The 16,088-nt window shown below is 72.9% G+C and carries 18 protein-coding genes; 9 read left to right on the plus strand and 9 right to left on the minus strand.

Annotated elements, in window-relative coordinates; translation table 11 throughout:
* Nucleotides 1-16: 16 nt before the first annotated feature.
* On the plus strand, nt 17-553 hold the full coding sequence (locus tag ACFV9J_RS14460; protein WP_385353962.1) for a hypothetical protein: 537 nt from the start codon (nt 17-19) through the stop codon (nt 551-553).
* Nucleotides 554-560: 7 nt separating this feature from the next.
* On the opposite strand, the gene ACFV9J_RS14465 is transcribed toward ACFV9J_RS14460, so the two are convergent.
* Entirely contained in the window at nt 561-1,169 is a 609-nt protein-coding gene (locus tag ACFV9J_RS14465; RefSeq protein ID WP_385353964.1) for a TetR/AcrR family transcriptional regulator, read from the minus strand.
* Between the two features lie 103 nt (nt 1,170-1,272).
* Between ACFV9J_RS14465 and ACFV9J_RS14470 the strand changes: the two genes are divergently transcribed.
* The gene (locus ACFV9J_RS14470) at nt 1,273-2,022 is read left to right on the plus strand and encodes an SDR family NAD(P)-dependent oxidoreductase (protein ID WP_385353966.1); all 750 of its coding nucleotides are present in this window, start codon (nt 1,273-1,275) and stop codon (nt 2,020-2,022) included.
* A gap of 13 nt (nt 2,023-2,035) precedes the next feature.
* Here the strand turns inward: ACFV9J_RS14470 and ACFV9J_RS14475 are convergent, their stop codons facing one another.
* The 4 genes from ACFV9J_RS14475 to ACFV9J_RS14490 form a co-directional block, all read right to left on the minus strand.
* Nucleotides 2,036-2,629, minus strand: a complete 594-nt coding sequence (locus ACFV9J_RS14475; protein ID WP_385353968.1) for a TetR/AcrR family transcriptional regulator — start codon at nt 2,627-2,629, stop codon at nt 2,036-2,038.
* Between the two features lies 1 nt (nt 2,630).
* Nucleotides 2,631-3,200: a hypothetical protein gene (locus ACFV9J_RS14480; protein WP_191849954.1), complete on the minus strand. Its 570-nt coding sequence runs from the start codon at nt 3,198-3,200 to the stop codon at nt 2,631-2,633.
* A 67-nt stretch (nt 3,201-3,267) separates the two neighbouring features.
* Complete coding sequence (gene murQ, locus ACFV9J_RS14485) at nt 3,268-4,203, minus strand: N-acetylmuramic acid 6-phosphate etherase (protein ID WP_385353970.1); 936 nt, start codon at nt 4,201-4,203, stop codon at nt 3,268-3,270.
* 109 nt (nt 4,204-4,312) lie between these two features.
* Complete coding sequence (locus tag ACFV9J_RS14490) at nt 4,313-5,260, minus strand: MurR/RpiR family transcriptional regulator (protein WP_385353972.1); 948 nt, start codon at nt 5,258-5,260, stop codon at nt 4,313-4,315.
* Between the two features lie 82 nt (nt 5,261-5,342).
* On the opposite strand from ACFV9J_RS14490, the gene ACFV9J_RS14495 reads away from it, so the two are divergent.
* Both ACFV9J_RS14495 and ACFV9J_RS14500 read left to right on the plus strand, forming a co-directional pair.
* A complete protein-coding gene (locus tag ACFV9J_RS14495; RefSeq protein WP_385353974.1) occupies nt 5,343-5,723 on the plus strand; it encodes a hypothetical protein in 381 nt (126 codons plus the stop codon).
* Nucleotides 5,724-5,733: 10 nt separating this feature from the next.
* Complete coding sequence (locus ACFV9J_RS14500; protein WP_385353976.1) at nt 5,734-6,048, plus strand: DUF4031 domain-containing protein; 315 nt, start codon at nt 5,734-5,736, stop codon at nt 6,046-6,048.
* Here ACFV9J_RS14500 and ACFV9J_RS14505 read toward each other — a convergent pair.
* Together ACFV9J_RS14505 and ACFV9J_RS14510 are read right to left on the minus strand one after the other, a co-directional pair.
* Complete coding sequence (locus ACFV9J_RS14505) at nt 6,030-7,127, minus strand: GNAT family N-acetyltransferase (RefSeq protein WP_385353978.1); 1,098 nt, start codon at nt 7,125-7,127, stop codon at nt 6,030-6,032. The two genes, ACFV9J_RS14500 and ACFV9J_RS14505, sit on opposite strands and share 19 nt — an antisense overlap.
* A 10-nt stretch (nt 7,128-7,137) precedes the next feature.
* A complete protein-coding gene (locus tag ACFV9J_RS14510) occupies nt 7,138-7,845 on the minus strand; it encodes a hypothetical protein (protein ID WP_385353980.1) in 708 nt (235 codons plus the stop codon).
* A 108-nt stretch (nt 7,846-7,953) separates the two neighbouring features.
* On the opposite strand from ACFV9J_RS14510, the gene ACFV9J_RS14515 reads away from it, so the two are divergent.
* From ACFV9J_RS14515 to ACFV9J_RS14525, 3 genes are all read left to right on the plus strand, one after another.
* The gene (locus ACFV9J_RS14515; RefSeq protein ID WP_385353982.1) at nt 7,954-8,604 is read left to right on the plus strand and encodes a TetR/AcrR family transcriptional regulator; all 651 of its coding nucleotides are present in this window, start codon (nt 7,954-7,956) and stop codon (nt 8,602-8,604) included.
* Nucleotides 8,605-8,614: 10 nt separating this feature from the next.
* The gene (locus tag ACFV9J_RS14520; RefSeq protein ID WP_385353984.1) at nt 8,615-9,298 is read left to right on the plus strand and encodes a maleylpyruvate isomerase family mycothiol-dependent enzyme; all 684 of its coding nucleotides are present in this window, start codon (nt 8,615-8,617) and stop codon (nt 9,296-9,298) included.
* An 84-nt stretch (nt 9,299-9,382) separates the two neighbouring features.
* On the plus strand, nt 9,383-10,072 hold the full coding sequence (locus ACFV9J_RS14525) for a copper homeostasis protein CutC (RefSeq protein WP_385353986.1): 690 nt from the start codon (nt 9,383-9,385) through the stop codon (nt 10,070-10,072).
* A 117-nt stretch (nt 10,073-10,189) separates the two neighbouring features.
* On the opposite strand, the gene ACFV9J_RS14530 is transcribed toward ACFV9J_RS14525, so the two are convergent.
* Entirely contained in the window at nt 10,190-12,235 is a 2,046-nt protein-coding gene (locus ACFV9J_RS14530; protein ID WP_385353988.1) for a HelD family protein, read from the minus strand.
* A gap of 302 nt (nt 12,236-12,537) precedes the next feature.
* On the opposite strand from ACFV9J_RS14530, the gene ACFV9J_RS14535 reads away from it, so the two are divergent.
* The gene (locus ACFV9J_RS14535; protein WP_003974657.1) at nt 12,538-12,723 is read left to right on the plus strand and encodes a hypothetical protein; all 186 of its coding nucleotides are present in this window, start codon (nt 12,538-12,540) and stop codon (nt 12,721-12,723) included.
* Nucleotides 12,724-12,726: 3 nt separating this feature from the next.
* Here the strand turns inward: ACFV9J_RS14535 and ACFV9J_RS14540 are convergent, their stop codons facing one another.
* Nucleotides 12,727-14,361, minus strand: a complete 1,635-nt coding sequence (locus tag ACFV9J_RS14540) for a DNA repair helicase XPB (protein ID WP_385353990.1) — start codon at nt 14,359-14,361, stop codon at nt 12,727-12,729.
* A 108-nt stretch (nt 14,362-14,469) separates the two neighbouring features.
* On the opposite strand from ACFV9J_RS14540, the gene ACFV9J_RS14545 reads away from it, so the two are divergent.
* On the plus strand, nt 14,470-16,029 hold the full coding sequence (locus ACFV9J_RS14545; RefSeq protein ID WP_385353992.1) for a recombinase family protein: 1,560 nt from the start codon (nt 14,470-14,472) through the stop codon (nt 16,027-16,029).
* Nucleotides 16,030-16,088 lie beyond the last annotated feature (59 nt).

Genomic DNA, 16,088 nt, shown 5'->3' on the forward strand with positions numbered 1-16,088 from the left:
GTGGTTCAATGGCCGCATGGTGGAGGACCGTGCGTCTCTGGGACCGCTGGAACTGACCGACGGCCGTTGGCGGGTCGGGGACGCCACCCGGCCTGACGCCCACTGGGTGGAGTTCCGCCCGGAAGGGCTCCACCAGCACGAGCCGGGCTCCGAGGGGCAGTTGGTCCCGTGGTCCAGGATCATGAACGGCATCAGGATCACCTGGGGCAAGCACCCCTGGGACACGAACAACAGGGGCCTGTACACGCTGAGGGGCATGGTCGCCACGCGTGACGGCGGCTGGTTGCACATGACGCTGCGCCACCCCTACGAGGACCACCAACTGCGCTTCGACCAGCACACGCGCCCCTACCGGGCGGTCGACGCGCTCCGGCTGGAGGCCCTGCTGCGGCAGCTCACCGATGAGGGGAAGCTCCAGCTCCTCGGCGACCCGGCCTGGGTGGGGCGTGCCGCGGCGCGGCTGGCCGACGGGGAGAACCGCCGGATCACCAGCCGTTCGCTGCGGCAGGCGGTGGCGGAGGCCCTGGCGGCAGCCGCTCCCGGCAGCCCCTGACTCCGGATCACGCGGGCGGCCAGGTGCGCAGGGCCGTGTCGGCCACCCGCTGGAGGTCCTCCCGGGTGGCACCCCCGGCGGCCTGTACGGAGATGCCGTTGGCGAAGGTCATGAGGTAGCGGGCGAGGTGCAGCGGGTCGCTGCCGGGCGGCAGGTCGCCGTCGTCGACGGCTTGCCGGAACCGGTCGCGGAGTTGATCGACGCCCCCTTCGCGCCACTCGGCCAGCAGGTCACGGGCGGAGCGTCCGGTCTCGCCGGCGGCGAGTGAGCCCTGGACACCCAGGCAGCCGGCCGGGCAGTCGGGGCGGGTGCTGACCTCCACGGCGCCGTTCAGGAACGCCGTGGCCACCTCGCGGGCGGTGGTCCTGCGCAGGGCGCGGGCGACGTAGGACGCGGGACCCTCCTCGTAGCGCTCCAGCGCCCTGCGGAACAGGTCCTCCTTGTTGCCGAAGGCCGCGTACATGCTGGTGCGGGTGATGCCCATGGCCCCGGTCAGGTCGGTGAGACTGGCGCCCTCGTAGCCCTGCTCCCAGAAGACCCGCATGGCCTTCTCCAGCGCCTCGTCGGCGTCGAAGCCCCTCGGCCGGCCGATCGACCCCTTCTGTCGCGTCTCCATGGCCCCAGTCTACTCCTTCCGTATCGATCGGTACGGATGTGCTACGGTCGCTTTCAGTACCGATCGGTACTGAAGTTCGCGGAGCATTGCGGAGGTCTTTCACATGGGACAGCTCGAAGGCAGGACCGCCGTCGTCACCGGCGGCGGGACGGGCATCGGCCTGGCCAGTGCGGTGCGGCTGGCGGACGAGGGCGCGCACGTGTTCATCACCGGGCGGCGCAAGGAGGCCCTGGACGCGGCCGTGGAGATCATCGGTGCGGAGCGGGTCACGTCCGTGGCCGGTGACGTCTCGGACCCGGCCGACGTGGACCGGCTCTACGAAGCGGTCCGTGCCCGCGGCCGCGGTCTCGACGTGGTCTTCGCCAACGCGGCGACCGCCTCGCTCGTGCCGCTGGAGGAGATCACCGAGGAGCGGTTCGAGGAGATCTTCGGCGTCAACGTGCGGGGCACGCTCTTCACCGTGCAGAAGGCGCTGCCGCTGCTCAACGACGGCGCCTCGGTGATCCTCAACGCCTCCACCGCCGCCGACAACGGCGCCGAGGCGTTCAGTCTGTACGCCGCCTCCAAGGCCGCCGTGCGGACCTTCGCGCGGGGCTGGGCCAACGAACTCAAGGGCCGTGGCGTCCGGGTCAACGCGCTCTCGCCGGGCCCGGTCGACACCCCGGGGATCACCAACCTCTTCGACGGGCCGGACCTGCCCGCCGTCCGCACGAAGCTCGCCGGGGACACCGCGATCGGCCGGATGGGGCGCCCCGAGGAGGTCGCCGCGGTGGTGGCCTTCCTCGCCTCGGACCAGAGCAGCTTCGTCCTCGGCGCCAACTGGTACGTCGACGGCGGCGAGAACCAGATCTGACCCGGCGGCGGGATCAGTCCCGGGCCGGTCCGTCCGGCGCGACGATGCGTTCGACCGCGGCCGTGACCAACTGGTCCCGCTCCTTCTCGGTGAACACGTCCGGCAGGGTGAGCTGTTCGACGATCAGCCAGTTCAGGGCGAGGATGAGCAGCTTGACGGCCGTGGCGTCGCCGGGGAGGCCGGACGCCTCGTGGTGGGCGACGTTGGCGGCGACGTCCTCGCGGACGCGTTCGGTCAGCACCGCGCGCAGCTCGGGGCGCCGGGTGGCCTCCAGGCGCAGTTCGAGCAGGGCGAGGTAGCCGGTGCGGAACCCGGCGACCCGGTCGACCAGTTCGCGCATCAGCCGCACGTAGGTGTCACGGTCGCGAGGGGCCGTGCGCTGGCGCGCGAGGGCGGCCTCGCCGGGGTGCAGCCGCTCGTAGACGCGGGCGCCCGCCTGGGTGAGCAGGTCGTCGCGGTTCGTGAAGTAGTTGGACGCGGTGCCGGGCGGGACGGCCGCCTGCGTGTCCACCGCCCGGAAGGTCAGCCCCCGGGCGCCCTGCGCGGCCAGTACCTCGATCGCGGCGTCGACGAGGGCCGCCCGGCGCTGGTCGTTCCGTCGCACCACGTCAGATGCCGCCCATCGGCTCGATGTCCACCCGTACCGGCGTGCCCCACACCCGCAGCACCTCGTAGTCCGTGAACTCGTGGACCAGCCGGTACGCCATCGCCGCGTGCGGGCCGCGCAGTTGGGCCGCGATGTACAGCTCGGCCTCGCGGCGGTCGCGGCGCGGGGTGCCGCACAGCTGCCACGCCTGGCCGGTCCACTGCTCGGGCAGCCAGCGCTGCTGGGGCTGCGGCCGGTCGCCCCGTACGCCGTAGCGGGACTGGACCGGCTCGGCGGGCCGGGCCGGCAGCGGTCCGCCGCTGTACTCGGCGCGGCGGGCCGTGCGCCGGCGGGTCTCGCACAGCAGGCACAGGTCGGGGGCGGCACTGTCGACCGGCCCGTTCGGGTGCTCCGGGCAGCGGGTGCTGGGAGCCGCCGTCGTGACGCTCTCCTCCAGCTGGTCCAGCGCGCGCTTCAGGTCCGCGCGGACCTCGTGGAGCTTGGCCTCCGGGGTGTCGGTGGTCAGGGCCTCGCCGTGCTCACCGAGGAGACGCAGGGCGCGGCCCAGGGCGGTCAGCTGGGCGTGGTTCATGTACTTCAGAATCGCACACGGTGCGGACGGCCCCGGGCCCCCGGCCGCACCGGAGGCGGCGGGTCGGTCACCCGAGCGCCGCCGCCATCGCCGCCCGAAGGTGACCGCCGGACTCCGCGAGCAGCCGGGCGGCCGTCGGGCCGTCCACGTCGGCCAGCAGGACCAGGATCGCGTGCTTGACCTCGCCGTCGGTCTCCGTCAGGGCGCGCTCGATGTCGTCGTCGGCGGCGCCGGTGGCGAGCGCGACGATCCGGCGTGAGCGGGCCCGCAGCTTCTCGTTGGAGGCGCGTACGTCCACCATCAGGTTCCCGTACGTCTTGCCGAGCCGGATCATCGTGATCGTCGACAGCATGTTCAGGACCAGCTTCTGCGCCGTGCCCGCCTTCAGCCGCGTCGAGCCGGTGAGCAGCTCCGGTCCGGTCACCACCTCGATGCCGTGCTCGGCCGCGGCGGCCAGGGCGCTGCCCCGGTTGCAGGCGAGGCCGACGGTCAGGGCGCCGCGCGCGCGGGCGTACTCGACGGCGCCGACGGCGTACGGGGTGCGGCCGGAGGCGGAGACGCCGACCACCGTGTCGTCGGCGGTCAGCGCGAGGGCGTCCAGGTCGGCGCGGGCCAGCTCGGGGGAGTCCTCGGCGCCCTCGATGGAGGTGACCATGGCGTCCGGGCCGCCCGCGATCAGGCCGACGACCTGCCCGGGGCCGGTGTTGAAGGTGGGCGGGCACTCGGAGGCGTCCAGCACGCCCAGCCGTCCGGCCGTACCGGCGCCCGCGTAGATCAGCCGCCCGCCGCGCGCCATCCGGACGGCCACGGCGTCGATGGCGGCGGCGATCTCCGGCAGCCGCTCGGCGACGGCGGCGGGCACGGCGGCGTCCTCGCCGTTCATCAGGCGGGTGATGTCGAGCGTCGGCAACTGATCGATCTCAGCCAGCTCCGGCCGAAACGCCTCGGTGGCCAACGTCTCCAACTGGGAACGCAGATCGGGGTGATGGGGGGTGGAGGTCATGAGGGTATGGCTCTTTCCAGTGACTTGTAGATGCTGGGTGGTGCGAGGCTCCCAGGGGCGCGGGGAACTGCGCGACCAGCCACAACGAACCCGCGGCCGCGAACGGCGATTACCTGCTGCGGTCCCCGCGGAGCGCCCCGTGCCGATGCGCCAACGCCTCGTAGGACGCCGCCAGAGCCGGCGCGGCCGACTCGTACGTCCGCTGCGCCACCCCCACGAAGAGGCAGTCCACGACCAGCAGCTGGCTGGTCCGGGACGACATGGCCGCCGGTCGCAGCTCGCTCTCCCGGGCGGTGGACGTGGTCAGCACGTGGTCGGCGTACTGGGTGACGGGACTGTCGGGGCGGCCGGTGATGGCGATGGTCGTCGCGCCCCGTTCGAAGGCGACCCGGAGCGGCTCGATGACGTCCCCCGTGGAGCCGGAGTGCGTGATCGCCAGGGCCACGTCCCCCGCGCGCAGCTGCACCGCGTTGGTGACGGCGAGGTGCGGGTCGCCCGGGGCGTGGGCTATGAGTCCTATGCGCAGCATCTTCTGGGTGAGATCCTGGGCGACCAGGTTGGACGCGCCGATGCCGTACACGTCGGTGCGCCGGGCGGCGGTCAGTGCGGCGACGGCCGCGCCGAGCTGGACGGTGTCCAGACCGGCGGCGGTGTCCGCGAGGGTCTGCTGCTCGTCGTAGGCCAGCTTGGCGACCACGTCGGCGATCGGGTCGTCGACCGCGATGTCCGTCGTGATGGCGGGCGCGCGGCCGGACTGCTGCTGGGCGGCGAGCCCCGCGAGCGCGAGGCGCAGGTCGCGGTAGCCGGGGTAGCCGAGCAGCCGGGCGGTGCGTACGACGGTCGCCTCGCTGGTGCCGGTCAGCTCGGCCAGGCCGGTGACCGTGAGGGCCGCGCAGCCGGCCGGGTCGCCCGCGACGGCCTCGGCGACCCGCTGCATGGACCGGGTCATCGACGGCGCCAAGGTGCGGACCTTGGCCGCGAGGGCGGCGGGCGCGGGCGGCGGTGCGGGCGGCGCGCTCCCGCCGCCGGTGGCACGGCGGCCCCCGGAAGCGTTCACGAAAGTTTCCTTCACTTCATCGGTCACTCATGAAAGATATTTTCGTTTCGGTCCGCGGGTCAAGAGTGCGCACAATGGGTGCATGAACCCCATCAGTCCCCTGGAGCAGGCGCTGCACGCCGCGCGCGCCCTCGTGCTCGCCGACCTGGTGGCGGGCGAGGTCGCCGAACCGGACGTCGTCTCGCTGGTTGAGGAGTCCGTCGTACAGCGGCGCTGGTGGGTCGAGCAGTGGCCCGAGGGCGTGGAGTTCGTGGCCGGGCTGGTCGCGCAGGACGTGCAGGACGCGCTGCTGGAGCGGTACGGCCGCTGGCCGCTGTGCCCCGTGTGCGGCTCCGGCGACCCGCACGCGCTGGACGTCGAGCCCGAGCTGGGTCCCGACCCGCACTGGGTGTGCGGCAAGGCGGGCGTGAAGGTCGCGGCCGTCGGCTCGCTGGGCGCGGGCACCGGCACAGCCCCCTCGTGAGGACTCCGGGATGACCCTCTACATCGACCCGCCGACCTGGCCGGGCCACGGCCGTCTCTGGTCCCACCTGGTGAGCGACGCCTCCTACGCCGAACTGCACGCCTTCGCCGAGGCCCTGGGCGTGCCGCGCCGCGCCTTCGAGCGCGACCACTACGACCTGCCCGCCCACCGGTACGCCGACGCGGTGTCCGCCGGTGCGCTGGAGGTCAGCAGCCGCGAGGTGGTGCGGCTGCTGCACGGGGCGGGCCTGCGCCGCCGCAAGGGGGCCGCCGGTGCCGCCGGCGCCGCCGGTACCGCCCCGGGTGCTCAGCCGCGCAGCTCGTAGGCGAACTGCCCGGCGCCCTCGCCGTCCGCACCGGCCTCGGCGGAGTCCCCGGCGACCCGGGTGAACCCGGCGCGGACGATGACCGCCTGCGACGCCGTGTTCTCCGGATCCGTCGTCGCGCGCACGGACGTCACCGTCTCCCGCCCCAGCGCCCATGCGGACAGCGCGCGCAGTCCCTCGGTCGCGTAGCCGTTGCCCCGGGCCGCCTCGACGAGGTCGTAGCCGATCTCCACCCGGCCCTTCTCGTCCGGCACCCCGTGGAAGCCCATCCCGCCGACCGCGCGCCCGTCCTCGCGCCGGACCAGGACGAAGACCCCCCACACCGGGCGGTGGACCCCCGTCTCGTAGGCCTTGACCAGCATTCCGGCGGCGTCCCGGGTGCCCTGGAAGGGCCCGCCGTCGACCCATGCGAAGCCGCCGTCGCCGCCCGCGGCGAGGTCGGCGGCGGCGGCGGGCGTGACGCCCTGGAGGGTGAGCCGCTCGGCCGGGATCACCAGGTTGTTGCGCCAGCGCCACTCGGTGACCGGGGCGCGTCCGGGCAGGTCGCCGCGGCCGGTGGCCCACAGCAGGGTGCGCCAGGGGTCGGTGCCGGGCCGGACGTGCGGGAAGAGCCGGGCGAGGAGGTCGGCGCACCGCTCGGCGGGCGGTGCGTAGGCCAGCCCGAGGCCCTCGGCGATGTCGTGCGTGTGCAGGAACACCTCGATGATCCCCATCGCGGCGAAGCCCTCGCGGTTCGCGCTGCGGAAGGGGTACGGGTGGAAGGCCCGGACCTCGCGCGGGGTGGTGCGGAGGGTGGCGGCGAGCAGCGCGCCGGTGGTCTCGACGACCTGGAGGACGTCCTCGTTGCCGGTGCCCTCGTCGAGGGTGATCTCGAAGGGGACCCACGCCTCGGTGGCCCGTCCGGCCAGCTGACCCGCGTAGGCGACGAGGACGCCCGCGACGTGCTCCGCCGTGTACCGGCAGTCCCACTCCGACCGCCCGGCCCGCACCGACTCCCAGTCCCGGTCCGTCGCCGTCCGCAGCAGCGCCACGGCGCCCGCCACGGCCTCTTCCACCTGTTCCCCGCCCAGTGTCCGCATGCCGGGCAGGCTAGACGCCAGGGGTGTCCGGCAGCGACAGCATTTCCAGCTCGCCGGTGAGGTTGTGGCGGGCGGTGGCCTCCCACTCCCGCCGTCCGTGCGGGGTGTGGAACAGGCTGGGCAGGTCGAGGAGTTGCCGCAGGATCGCGGCGCGGCCCTCGCGGAAGGCCTCGTTCGGCACGAAGTGGTACTCCTCGCGGACGGCCGCCGTGTACGCCGCGTACGCCGACGGCGGCGAGGCGAGGACCGCCAGGTCGGCGTCGCACAGCACCTGGCCGTCGCGGTCGTCGCCCGCCGGGGCGTGCGTCACGGTGAGCCGCACCAGCCGGGCCACCTCGGCGGTCCTCGCCGCCGGAACCCCGGCCTCGGGCAGTGCGCGCTCGGCGAGCCGGGCCGAGCGCTCCTCGTTCTCGGACCGGTCGGGCTGGTAGACGGCGTCGTGGAACCACGCGGCGAGGCGGACGACGTCCACGTCGTCGGCGTGCTCCGCCAGGACGTCGATGCGGTCCAGGACCGCGGTGAGGTGCGCGAGGGTGTGGTACCGCCGCTGGGGCTCCTGCCAGCGGGCGAGCAGGTTGTCGGCGTACGGCGCGGGGTCGGGACCGGAGCCGGAACCGGAACCGGGACCGGCGGTGGCACCGGGGGTGATGGCGCCGGGGGCGGTGGCACCCGCCATGGCGTGGGCGAAACGGGAGCGCAGGGCGTCGAGGTCGGCCATAGGCGCATTCTCCCAGATAATGTTCGTGATAACTTCTAACTGAAGCGCCCGCGTCCCCGGCGGGCGGACCGGGCGGACCGGGCGGACTCGAAAGGCGGCGGGCGGACCATGCCTCAGGCGCGCACCAGCACCCCGCGCGAGCGGTACCGCACCCAGGTGCGCGCGGAGATCAAGGACCACGCGTGGGAGCAGATCGCCACGGCCGGGGCCTCCGCGCTCTCCCTCAACGCGATCGCCAAGCGGATGGGCATGAGCGGCCCCGCGCTCTACCGCTACTTCGACGGCCGCGACGAGCTGATCACCGAACTCATCCGGGACGCCTACCGCAGCCAGGCCGACACCTTCCGGGCGGCCGCCGCGTCCGGCGCCGACCTGGCCGCCCTCGCGCACACCCTGCGCGCCTGGGCCCTGGACGACCCGCAGCGCTACTTCCTGATCCACGGCACCCCCGTCCCCGGCTACCACGCGCCGGGCGACATCACCGAGATCGCCGCCGAGACCATGGCGGTCATCGTCGACGCCTGTGCCGCGCTGCCCGCGCCGGACGGCACCGACGCGGCGTTCGACGCGCACCTCGAGACCCACCGGCAGTGGGCGGGCGACCGCCCGGCGCCGTCCTCCGCGCTCCACCGCGCCCTGTCCTTCTGGTCCCGGCTGCACGGCGTCCTCTCCCTGGAACTCGCCGGCCAGTTCACCGGCATGGGCTTCGACCCCGCTCTTCTCTTCGACGCCGAACTGAAGGACCTGCTGCGCCCCTAACGTGGAGCCCATGACGACTCCCGCAGACCTGCACGACGTACGCGACCCCGAGCTGCCCGGCCGGCTGCTGATGCTCGAACGCGACGAACTGGTACCCCTGCTGCGCTCCCGCGCGGACGCGGACTTCACCCTGCCGGTGGCCGCGTGTCCGGGCTGGACGGTGCGCGACGTGCTGGCGCACTGCTCCAGCGCCCTGATCCGGGTGGTGGAGAAACGCTTCGAGAAGGGCGTCTTCTCGCCCGAGTGCAACGACCGCGACATCGCCGAACGCGCCGACTGGAGCAACGCCCGGGTCGTCGACGAACTGGAGCGCGGCATGAGCGAGGCGGGCCCGGTGATCGCCCGGTCGGACGGCAGGCTGGACGCCGTCGCACTGGGTGAGTGGGTGCACGCCGGTGACGTACGGGTGACCTTCGGCGAGCCGGGGGCGTACGCGGGGCGCGGGCTGGCGGAGGCGCTCGCGCTGCTCGGCACGATCACCCGGGCGCGCGGTCACCTGCCGCTCCACGCCGACCTGGACGACCTCGACGAGCCGCTGAAGCTGGGCGGGGCGAGCGGTGAGCGGCCGCCGGGCCGGTACATCGGCGACGGTCCCACCCTCCTGCGGCTCTACGCGGGTCGCCCCCTGGACGGAGCGGCGGCGTACGAGCTGGCCGGGGTGGAGGCGGCGGAGCTGAACATCTTCGGCGACTGAGCGGCGGCACGGGCACCTCGGCCTGCTGTCGGGGCGTAGTCTTGGATTGGACTAGACCTGTAGCAGGCCGACGAATGGGGTCCCATGAGCAAGCGTGCAGTCCTGGAGGTGATCGCCCTCGACGCCGAGGACGCGGTCGCCGCCCAGGCCGGAGGCGCGGATCGCCTCGAACTGGTCACCGACATGGCGGCCGACGGACTCACCCCGTCGGCCGCGACCGTCGCCGCGATCCGGGCCGCCGTCGACATCGACGTACGGGTGATGCTGCGGCTCGCGGACGGGTTCGCCGCCGGTGACGTCGAGCGGCTGACGCGCGTCGCCTGCGAGATGCGGGAGGCCGGGGCCACGCAGTTCGTGCTGGGGTTCCTCGACGCGCAGGGGGACATGGACCTCGGTGCGGTGGAGCGGATCGCCGAGGTGCTGGACGGGTGCCGGTGGACGTTCCACCGCGCGATCGACCGGGCCGCGAGCCGGGACGCGCTGCGCAAGCAGCTCGCGGACTTCCCGGGCCTGGACACGTATCTGACGGCCGGGGCGGCCGGGGGTGTGGACGACGGCCTGAACGTGCTGGTGGCGGAGGCGCGGCGGCGCGGCGAGCCGGGGTACGAGCAGCAGCTGCTGGTGGGCGGCGGGCTGCGGCTCGACCACGTGCCGGGGTTGCTGGACGCGGGGATCGACGGTTTCCACATCGGTGGCGCGGCGCGGCCCGCGGGGTGGGACGGGCCGGTGTCGGCGGACGCGGTTTCCCAGTGGCGGCGGGTGCTCGGCCAGTAGTCACGCCGCCGCCGCTGCGGGCAGTCGTGCCGCTGGGGCGGCACGGGTGGGCGCAGCGGCACTCGGCCAGCGCCGGTCAGCGTCACCCCCGTACCTCAGCGCACGACCGCCCGCAGTTCACCCCAGTTGCGGCGGCAGACCCGTCGTGTGGGTGACGACGAGGCCCGAGACCGCTCGGGTCAGGGCCACGTACAGGCGGCGCAGCCCCGTCCGTTCGTCCGGCTCGCCGTCGACCACGGCCTGCGGCTCGTCCAGGACCACGTAGTCGTACTCCAGGCCCTTGGCCAGCGAGGCCGGGACCAGGGTCAGACGGGTGGCGCGGGTGGTCTCCTCGCCGGGGCCGACATGGCCGATCCCGGCCGCCCCCAGGGCCGCCGCCAGCTCCGGCACGCGCGCGTCGGCGGCGATCAGGCCGACCGATCCCTCCCGCTCCAGCAGCTCACGGCAGGCCGCCACCACGTCGGCCGCCCCGCCCGGGGCCGTACGGATGTCGAAGAAGCCCGGGTTCTCGCGGATCGACGCGACCGGCGTCAGCCCCGGCGCGATGTGCGGCAGCAGCCGGGACGCGTACGCGATGACGTCCGTCGGCACACGGAAACCGGCCGTCAGCTCCTCGACCACCGCCTCGCCCTTGCCCAGGTGCTCCAGCGCCTGAGTCCAGCTCCGGGTCGCCCACGGCGTGGTGCCCTGCGCCAGGTCGCCCAGGACGGTCGCCGAGCCGGTGGTGCAGCGCCGGCCCACCGCGCGGTACTGCATCGGGGAGAGGTCCTGCGCCTCGTCGAGGACCACGTGCCCGAGGGAGTGGGTGCGCTCGATGAGGTCGGTGGTCTCGTCGATCAGCACGGCGTCGGCCGGTGACCACTTGGCGGACTTCACCGAGCGGGCCGGCTTCACCCACAGCACCGCCTTCTGCTCGTCCTCCGTGAGGATCCCCTCGGCGTGCTCGGCGAGGAAGTCCGCGTCGGCGAGGAGACGCAGGACCAGCTTGGCCGGGTCGACCTGCGGCCAGACCGACTTCACCAGCGCCTTCACGGCCGCGTTGCGCGCCACCGCGTTCTGCACCCGGTCGTCCGGCGCCTCGCCCGCCCGCTCCATCTGCACCAGCACGGCGTGCGCGACCCGCTGCGGCAGCGCCTCGCGGGCGGCGCCGTAGCGGATGTCCCGGGCGAGCAGCTCGCGGACGATCTCCTCCAGCTCGTACACCGGCACCCGCCAGCGGCGCGAGCCGCGCACCACGACCACGCCCTCGGTGGGCGGTGTGACATGGGAGTAGAGGGCCCGGCGCAGGACCTCCGCCATCCGCGCGTCGCCCTTGATCACCGCCGTCGCCGCCTCGTCCGTGCCGCGCACCTCGACGTGGGCGACCAGGTCGTCGACGGTGGCCTGGCGCACCGTCAGCTCGCCGAGCGCCGGCAGCACCTGCTCGATGTAGTGCAGGAAGGACCGGTTCGGGCCGATGACCAGCGTGCCGGTGCGGGCCAGCCGCTCGCGGTGCGCGTACAGCAGGTAGGCCACCCGGTGCAGGCCGACGGCGGTCTTGCCGGTGCCCGGGCCGCCCTGTACGCAGACCGAGCCGGACAGTCCGGCGCGCACGATCTCGTCCTGCTCGGGCTGGATGGTCGCCACGATGTCCCGCATCGGTCCGACGCGGGGCCGCTCGATCTCCTGCTGGAGCAGCCTGCTGGTGGTCGCCGCCTCGGCCGGGTCGAGCAGGTGCTCGTCCTCGTACGCGGTCAGGTCCCCGGCGGTGTAGCCGAAGCGGCGGCGCAGCGAGACGTCCTGCGGGTCCTTCTTCGAGGCCCGGTAGAACGGCTGGGAGACCGGCGCCCGCCAGTCGATCACCATCGGGTCGCCGTCCGCGTCGTGCACGTGCCGGCGTCCGACGTAGAAGCGTTCCCCCTCCCCGCCCTCGGCCTGTTCGGCCCCCGGGGCGTGCAGGTAGTCGAGCCGGCCGAAGAACAGCGGGGTCTCGCTGAGGTCCGCGAGCGCCTTGACGCGCTGCTCGATCTGGCTCTCCAGGACGGCGGCGTTGACCCAGTTCGCCGTCACGTCGGTGATGTCGAGGGACTCGACGTCCTCGCGCATGGCGCGCAGCGCGGAACGGGACGCGGCGAGGTGGGAGCGCTCTTTGGAGAGGGGGTCGTCGTGGCCGGGCGTGGACAAGGGGGTGCCTCCGGATGACCTGCGGTGTGGTGGGCGCGCTGTCGGCGCGCGACGAACCGCCCGGTTTCCGTCCGGACGGCAGCCTTCCGTGGGGAGGCGGGCAAGAGCGGAGATTCTAGGGGAGCGGACGTGGCGCGGGCCAACCGTTTTTCGCGGTCCCGGGGCCGACCGGGGCCCGACCCCTAGGGGATCACGTCATCCGCGCCGGGGGATGCGCTCCCTCCAGAGTCGTAGCCGGGGCGTGCGGGGATTGGGTCCGTAGACCGATGCCGGTCGGGGGCCGGCGGTCGCACCATGGAGACATGAGCGCAGCAACCATCTCCCCCGCCCCGGCACCGGGCCGCGCGTCCGGTGCCACGCCCGTGGCCGGCAGCCACCGGCACCGGCTCGGTGACACCCTGCGCGCGGTCAGGGTGTTCGCGGGCGCCGCCTTCGACGTGGTCGTCCTCGGCGAGTACGGCGAGGAGGCCGGCGTCCGCCGTCACTGAACGTCAGCCGAGGACCTCGTCCGCGTCCATGATCCGGTAGGCGTAGCCCTGTTCCGCCAGGAAGCGCTGGCGGTGGGCGGCGAAGTCCTGGTCGAGGGTGTCGCGGGCGACGACCGAGTAGAAGTGCGCCTGGTGGCCGTCGGCCTTCGGCCGCAGCACCCGGCCCAGGCGCTGGGCCTCCTCCTGCCGCGAGCCGAACGTGCCCGACACCTGGATGGCGACCGTCGCCTCCGGCAGGTCGATCGAGAAGTTCGCTACCTTCGACACGACGAGCACGCTGATCTCGCCCTGCCGGAAGGACTCGAAGAGAGTCTCCCGCTGGGCGTTGGACGTCTCGCCCTTGATGACCGGCGCCCCCAGGTGCTCGCCCAGCTCGTCGAGCTGGTCGATGTACTGGCCGATGACCAGGATCTGCTGCCCGGCGAACCGCCGCACGATCGCCTCCGTCACCTTCCGCTTGGTGTCGGTCGTCGCGCAGAAGCGGTACTTCTCCTCCGTCTCGGCGGTGGCGTAGGCGAGCCGCTCGGAGTCGGTGAGGTTGACCCGGACCTCCACGCAGTCGGCGGGCGCGATGTAGCCCTGCGCCTCGATCTCCTTCCACGGCGCGTCGAACCGCTTCGGCCCGATCAGCGAGAACACGTCCGACTCGCGGCCGTCCTCGCGGACCAGGGTGGCGGTCAGGCCGAGGCGGCGCCGGGCCTGGAGGTCGGCGGTGAACTTGAAGACCGGCGCCGGCAGCAGGTGCACCTCGTCGTAGACGATCAGCCCCCAGTCCCGGGAGTCGAACAGCTCCAGGTGCGGGTAGACGCCCTTCCGGCGGGTCGTCAGCACCTGGTACGTGGCGATGGTGACCGGCCGGATCTCCTTGCGGGTGCCGCTGTACTCGCCGATCTCGTCCTCGGTCAGCGACGTCCGCTTCACCAGCTCGTGCTTCCACTGCCGGGCGGAGACGGTGTTGGTGACCAGGATCAGCGTCGTCGACCTGGCCTGCGCCATCGCGCCCGCGCCGACCAGCGTCTTGCCCGCGCCGCAGGGGAGCACGACGACGCCGCTGCCGCCGTGCCAGAAGTTCTCCACCGCCTGCTTCTGGTACGGGCGCAGCGCCCAGCCGTCCTCGGCCAGCTCGATGGGGTGCGCCTCGCCGTCGACGTACCCGGCGAGGTCCTCGGCGGGCCAGCCCAGCTTGAGCAGCGTCTGCTTGATCTGCCCGCGCTCGGAGGGGTGCACGGCCACCGTGTCGGCGTCGATGCGGGTGCCGACCAGCGGCGCGATCCGCTTCGACTTCAGCACCTCCTCCAGCACCGGCCGGTCGGTGGTGGTCAGGACCAGGCCGTGCGCCGGGTGCTTGGAGAGGGTGAGGCGGCCGTAGCGGTCCATCGTCTCGGCGATGTCGACCAGCAGCGCGTGCGGCACGGGGTAGCGGCTGTACTCGACGAGCGCGTCCACGACCTGCTCGGCGTCGTGGCCCGCCGCCCGGGCGTTCCACAGGCCGAGCGGCGTCACGCGGTAGGTGTGGATGTGCTCGGGCGCCCGCTCCAGTTCCGCGAACGGCGCGATGGCCCGACGGCAGTCGCCGGCCTGCTCGTGGTCGACTTCGAGGAGCAGGGTCTTGTCGGACTGGACGATTAGGCAGGACACACATACCTCCGGAGATAAGGTCGTCTCATGACAGAAACAACGCCTGTCACAGCACGGGCTATGCCCCGTGCCCGACGCCGGAAGGGCGTCCCGGCCAGCGCGCCGGGGATGCGCGCCGCTATCTATGTTCGCCTATCCCGCGAAACCGACGAGACGACTTCGCCGGAACGCCAGCGCGCGGCCTGTGAAGCGCTGTGCGAGGCGCGCGGCTGGGAGGTCGTGGCCGCCGAGGAGGACATCGATGTCTCGGGCTTCTCACGCGGGCTCGACCGGCCGGGACTGCAACGCATCCTGACCAGGCTCGCCGAGCTGGACGTGATCGTGTTCTTCAAGATCGACCGGCTTGCGCGCTCGACCGTCGACTTCGCGGAGATCATGCGACTCGCCGAGCACCAGAGCGTTGCGCTCGCGTCGGCGACGGAGCCGCTCGACCTCACGTCGTCCATGGGCCGGGCGATGGCGAAGGTGATCGCGGTCTTCGCCGAGCTGGAGTCCGACACCATCGGGATGCGGGTGTCCAGCGCGCACGAGCATCTGCGCCGCGAGGGCCGCTACACCGGCGGTCGGGTCCCGTACGGGTACACGGTCGTCCCCAACCCCAACGGGGCGGGCAAGGTTCTCGCGGTCCACGAGGACGAGGCCAAGACGATCAAGGGGATCGTGGAACGGGTCCTGTCCAAGGACTCGCTCATGCAGATCATCAACGACCTCAACAAGGAGGAAGTCCCGTCGCCTGGCCACTCCTCACGCCAGACCACGGGCAAGCGCAGCAACTCCAAGCAGTGGTACACGACGACGCTGCGCAGCATGCTGGGCAGCCCCCAGTTGCTCGGCCAGGTCATCGAGGACGGAAAGCCGATCATGAGGACGGACGGTCTGCCCCTGGTCAACCGCCCGCCGATCCTCGACACGGACACCTGGCAGGCGCTCCAGGACGAGTTGGAGCGCCGGGCCAACCCTGGTGAAAAGCGCCGGGAGGGGACGTCGCTGCTGCGCGGCGTCATGCACTGCGGAGTCTGCGGCGAGCGCATGTACACCTTCAGCGGGCGCAACGGTCAGCTTCGGTACCGGTGCATCGGCCCACTGAAGTACCGCCAGCGTGCGGCGAAGGGGGAGGAGAAGCCGGGAGTGAAGTGCTACGGGCCGACCGTGGCGGGGGTGACCACCGAGGAGCACGTCACCGAGCAGTTCCTCGCGAAGTACGGGCACCTCTCCGTGATGCGGATGGTCCAGGAGGCGGGCGAGGACTTCCGTCCGCAGATCAGGCAGGCAGAGGAAGCGTTGGCCGATCTGCAACAGGACCGCTACGACCGGGGCCTGTTCAAAGGCGACGACGGAGCGATCCGGTACGCGGAGCAGTACGCCAAGCTGGAAGAGCGACTGGCGACCCTGAAGGAGAGGCAGCGAACGGCGAAGCCGGGCGGCGTGAAGGCGGAGCCGACCGGCGAGACGCACGCCGAGCAGTGGAAGCGCTCGGACGTCGCCGGTAAGCGAGATTTGCTGTTGAACGCGGGCGGCTACGTGGAGGTGGCACCCGCGCGCCGTGGCGGCAGGAAGCTGGACATGTCGCGTCTGTCGGTGTACTTCGGCGAGGAGGGGCACATGCGGCGGGCGGCAACGGCGAAGGTGAGCGAACCGGAGACCGAGGCGGCTGACAGCCAGGGCTGACGCCCACGCCACCGGGCACAAACGGCGGTGCCCCCACCGCACGGACGAGGTGGGGGCAC

The sequence above is a fragment of the Streptomyces sp. NPDC059906 genome (assembly GCF_042730645.1).
In the GTDB taxonomy this organism is placed as follows: domain Bacteria; phylum Actinomycetota; class Actinomycetes; order Streptomycetales; family Streptomycetaceae; genus Streptomyces; species Streptomyces rubrogriseus.

What these genes read in the sequence shown, in the direction of transcription:
- ACFV9J_RS14460 (WP_385353962.1), top strand. Translation starts at nt 17, where the DNA reads ATGGTGGAGGACCGTGCGTCTCTGGGACCGCTGGAACTGACCGACGGC.
- ACFV9J_RS14465 (WP_385353964.1), bottom strand. Translation starts at nt 1,169, where the DNA reads ATGGAGACGCGACAGAAGGGGTCGATCGGCCGGCCGAGGGGCTTCGAC.
- ACFV9J_RS14470 (WP_385353966.1), top strand. Translation starts at nt 1,273, where the DNA reads ATGGGACAGCTCGAAGGCAGGACCGCCGTCGTCACCGGCGGCGGGACG.
- ACFV9J_RS14480 (WP_191849954.1), bottom strand. Translation starts at nt 3,200, where the DNA reads ATGAACCACGCCCAGCTGACCGCCCTGGGCCGCGCCCTGCGTCTCCTC.
- murQ (WP_385353970.1), bottom strand. Translation starts at nt 4,203, where the DNA reads ATGACCTCCACCCCCCATCACCCCGATCTGCGTTCCCAGTTGGAGACG.
- ACFV9J_RS14495 (WP_385353974.1), top strand. Translation starts at nt 5,343, where the DNA reads ATGAACCCCATCAGTCCCCTGGAGCAGGCGCTGCACGCCGCGCGCGCC.
- ACFV9J_RS14500 (WP_385353976.1), top strand. Translation starts at nt 5,734, where the DNA reads ATGACCCTCTACATCGACCCGCCGACCTGGCCGGGCCACGGCCGTCTC.
- ACFV9J_RS14505 (WP_385353978.1), bottom strand. Translation starts at nt 7,127, where the DNA reads ATGCGGACACTGGGCGGGGAACAGGTGGAAGAGGCCGTGGCGGGCGCC.
- ACFV9J_RS14510 (WP_385353980.1), bottom strand. Translation starts at nt 7,845, where the DNA reads ATGGCCGACCTCGACGCCCTGCGCTCCCGTTTCGCCCACGCCATGGCG.
- ACFV9J_RS14515 (WP_385353982.1), top strand. Translation starts at nt 7,954, where the DNA reads ATGCCTCAGGCGCGCACCAGCACCCCGCGCGAGCGGTACCGCACCCAG.
- ACFV9J_RS14520 (WP_385353984.1), top strand. Translation starts at nt 8,615, where the DNA reads ATGACGACTCCCGCAGACCTGCACGACGTACGCGACCCCGAGCTGCCC.
- ACFV9J_RS14525 (WP_385353986.1), top strand. Translation starts at nt 9,383, where the DNA reads ATGAGCAAGCGTGCAGTCCTGGAGGTGATCGCCCTCGACGCCGAGGAC.
- ACFV9J_RS14535 (WP_003974657.1), top strand. Translation starts at nt 12,538, where the DNA reads ATGAGCGCAGCAACCATCTCCCCCGCCCCGGCACCGGGCCGCGCGTCC.
- ACFV9J_RS14545 (WP_385353992.1), top strand. Translation starts at nt 14,470, where the DNA reads ATGCGCGCCGCTATCTATGTTCGCCTATCCCGCGAAACCGACGAGACG.